This is a genomic window from Candidatus Chordibacter forsetii (genome assembly GCF_964187505.1).
Taxonomy (GTDB): domain Bacteria; phylum Verrucomicrobiota; class Verrucomicrobiia; order Opitutales; family Seribacteraceae; genus Chordibacter; species Chordibacter forsetii.
On sequence record NZ_CAXLML010000086.1, the window covers coordinates 1 to 3777 of the forward strand.

The 3777-nt window shown below is 45.0% G+C and carries 2 protein-coding genes; both read left to right on the forward strand.

Annotated elements, in window-relative coordinates:
* Window positions 1-2513, forward strand: a 2513-nt coding sequence (locus ACKPQ4_RS04085; protein ID WP_407679932.1) for an immunoglobulin-like domain-containing protein, incomplete at its 5' end; no start/stop codon positions are given.
* Between the two features lie 94 nt (window positions 2514-2607).
* A partial coding sequence (locus ACKPQ4_RS04090) for an FKBP-type peptidyl-prolyl cis-trans isomerase (protein ID WP_407679933.1) occupies window positions 2608-3777 on the forward strand: 1170 nt, incomplete at its 3' end.

Consider the following 3777-nt stretch of genomic DNA (forward strand, 5'->3'; position numbering starts at 1 on the left):
AGGTATTTGACTACGAAACCGATGAGCACAATTTCTCCATCCGTGTGCGGGTGACAGACGAGCATAATTTCTCCCTAGAAAAAGTATTTGTTATTCACCTCTTAAATGTGGTGGAGGACCATGATGGGGACGGAGTGGAGGATCACTACGATCCGGACGATGACAACGATGGTTTCTTAGATTTGGATGAACTGTCCTATGGGTCTGATCCGCTCGATCCGAACTCGGTGGCCAATGCAGCCCCCAAGTCGCTGGTACTTAGCAATGCATCGATTTTTGAAAACGAGCCGACTGGCACCATCGTTGGCAAGCTGAGTGGAAGCGACCCGGATGGCAACATATCGCTAACTTTTGCTAGGGCACAGGGTCAGGGATCTAGAAATAACAACTTGTTTTATATTGGACCGCACAACAACCTTCGCTCCAAGGAGTCGTTCGATTACGAGTCTAACCAAACCTTTTCCGTACGCTTACAGGTTAGAGATGAGCACAATGCCTCGCTTGAACAAATATTTGAGATTCAGGTGTTGGATGTGGACGACACCGCCCCGGTGATCACCCTCCTCGGAGACGCTAATATCACTCACGAAGCAGGCGCGGAATACATCGATGCCGGAGCGGAGTGGACGGATGTCGTGGACGGAACGGGACAGGCACGGGTGAGTGGCGAAGTAAACGCCTCCAAGCTTGGGAGTTATTTACTTAGCTACCAACACACCGATAAAGCAGGCAATGCATCAACCCAGAAAACTCGTGAGGTGCAGGTGGTGGATACAACCTCACCACAAATAAGCTTGTTGGGCGATGGAAACTTAACGCATTTGGTAGGTTTGAACTTTATAGACCAAGGTGCTGTATGGACTGACGCGGTGGACGGGCAGGGGCATGTACTCGGTAGTGGGCAGGTAAATGATCTTATGGTGGGTACTTATTTTCTATCCTATTCTTACAGAGACTCGCAGGGAAATAATTCGCCAAATATTATTCGTACAATCCATGTGGTCGATAGTGAGTCTCCTGTGATTAGGCTCTCAGGTGGATCCAGGGTTATTCACGAAGCAGGAATCAAATTTGTGGACCCGGGTGCTACTTGGTTTGATCAGGTAGATGGCAATGGAGCCCCCCACATTACTGGTGATGTAAATAGCAACCTGCCCGGAGAATATTTGTTAACCTATTCATTTACCGATTCGAGCGGGAATTCTGCGGTTACGGTCTTTAGAACTGTGATTGTGGCCGATCGAACAGCCCCCACTCTAGCTTTAAATGGAGAGACTGTGTTATCAATTCCTGTGGGAAGTAATTTTACTGACCTTGGAGCTGGTTGGACAGATGCGGTTGATGGTGCTGGCAAAGTCATGGGAATAGGGCAGGTGAATACTTCTATTCCCGGAGATTATCTATTGATTTACGAGCACACAGACCAAGCTGGAAATAAGTCCAAAAACATCGAACGGTTAGTGAGAGTATTTGGTAATGCTCCAGAGAATTTGGTTTCGGTAGGTAAGCTTACAATTAAAGAAAACCGGCCAATTGGTTCTGTGGTTGGGCATTTTCGTGCCAATGATTTGAATGAATCTAGCCTGCGGTTTGAACTCATCTCTGGTGGGGCGGATCATGATCGATTGCTCTTTTCTTTGGACGTCAATGGTACTTTAAAAACGGGCACTGTATTTGATTATGAATCCGACTCTCAAAGGTTTCCGATTTCTGTCCGGGTTTGGAATGAACATAATAAATCTACTGAGAAAAACTTTTATGTATCTGTTATCAATACGCTTGAAGATATGGATGGAGATGGAGTTGAGGATGTTATTGATGATGACAGGGATGGAGATGGGATTTCCAATGATGATGAAATGGACAATCAAACCGATCCGGATAATCCGTATTTGCTCTCCAATAAGCCAATCCTGATTACTCGTACCACTTCAATCAACGAGGATGATTCGATCGATTTAAAGGGTAGAGTTCTATCTGACGGTCAGGGCCAAATCACTGATTTTGGATTTGTTATATCATCCGGGGTTTCCATGGATCCTCAAAAATCCAAAGTTTATTGGGTGAGAGGTGTGGGCGACCCTTCCACTTTCAAACTAAAGGTGACCAAAAGTCCTTTTGAAAAAACGATGTATTTCCGGGCATGGGCTAAGAATGTTGCAGGTTATGGAATTGGTGCAGTAAGGAAGGTGACTATCCCTGAGGTTCCTAAGCCTTGGTGGGGAGAGGTCGAGGAACGAGAGGGCGGTTGGAAAAATTCTAACTGGTTTGGTAGTTTTATCTACAACGAGAGGGGCTGGTTGTACCATGCTCATCTTGGATGGTTATACTCATCAAGTGCCAAGGAAAATAGTGTCTGGTTGTGGCGTGAAGAAAACGGATGGTTATGGACAAAGGAAGATACATGGCCCTACTTGTGGTCCCATCAAACTGGGTATTGGTTATATCTGACACCGAGCAAAGCCGGTCAAACTATCAGGTTTTACGACTACTCCACTGAGTCTTATCGCTAAAGTCTAGGTGTGTTGTCTTGTTTTGAGGTAAAGCGATCGTTGACTTTGCCCATAAAATCAAGAGGATTATAAGCTTTTTAAATTTTCAAATCAGATGGCGAACAACGATCAAAACGAAGAGCCCAAGCAAAACGAAGAACCAGTTGAAGAACAGGTGGACGGACTGACAGCTGAGGAAGCCGCAGGAGTTCGTCCCTATGATGAGGTAGAGGTATGGAAAAAGAGTAAGAATACTCTTTTTTCTGTTCTTGGTATCATTGCCCTGGGAGTTGCAATCTCTTCTTTTTACAATGATTCAAAGGAAGAAGAGTCTGCCGAAAGAAGTTTACGTTTTTTGAATGCTAGTTTGGGAGAGGTTGGATCCGAAGAAAAATTTCTCTCTTTTGCGGAGGATTATGAGGATACTTTAGGTGGAGTAGCTCAATACCGAGCGGCTTCTATACAGTATGGAGATTCCCGTTTTGCAGAGTCGGCAAAAAGTTTTTTAGCCGCAGCAAATCGATTGGTTGGAGATCCGTTGTTAGGGCGTGCGAAAATTGGTCATGCGGTCTCCTTGATCAAAGATGACCAAAAGGATGATGGACAAAACGCATTGGTTTCCATTTCCAATGATGCAAGTTTACTCAATGTTGACCGGTTTGAAGCTAGGTATTTGTTGGGTGTTGATGCTTTGGGGAATAGTGACGAGGAAGGATATGAAGCTCAACGCAAGGCTTTGAGCGAAGATCTTAAGGCGGCTGATTATTTATCACGATTGGTAGAATATGAAAGATTGAACAGATTGTATAAGCAGGCGAAGTCTCTTCCTGAAATCAACCTTGCCAAAAGTGCCGAATACCTTTCGAAGCAACGAAAACAAAAAAACACCAAGGAAACCGAGAGTGGTTTATTATATCAAGTATTGAAAAAAGGGAAGGGTGATCAGCCCACAGCTGAGGATGAAGTGGAAGTTCATTACCATGGCACTCTGATCGATGGTTCAGTATTTGATTCCTCTCGTGATCGTGGAGAGCCTGCGAAATTTAAAGTTGGGCAGGTAATTGCTGGATGGACTGAAGCGTTACAGTTGATGAAAGTCGGTGCGAAATGGAAACTTTTTATTCCATCCGAACTTGCTTATGGCAAACGCGGGAACAACAGTATTGGACCAAGTGAGGCACTTACCTTCGAGGTTGAATTGCTGGGGATAACCCCACCAATTGTCGAACCGGAACTGCCTGACTTGAATAATTCTGAACCTTTGCCTGCGGTATTCCCTGAGGAT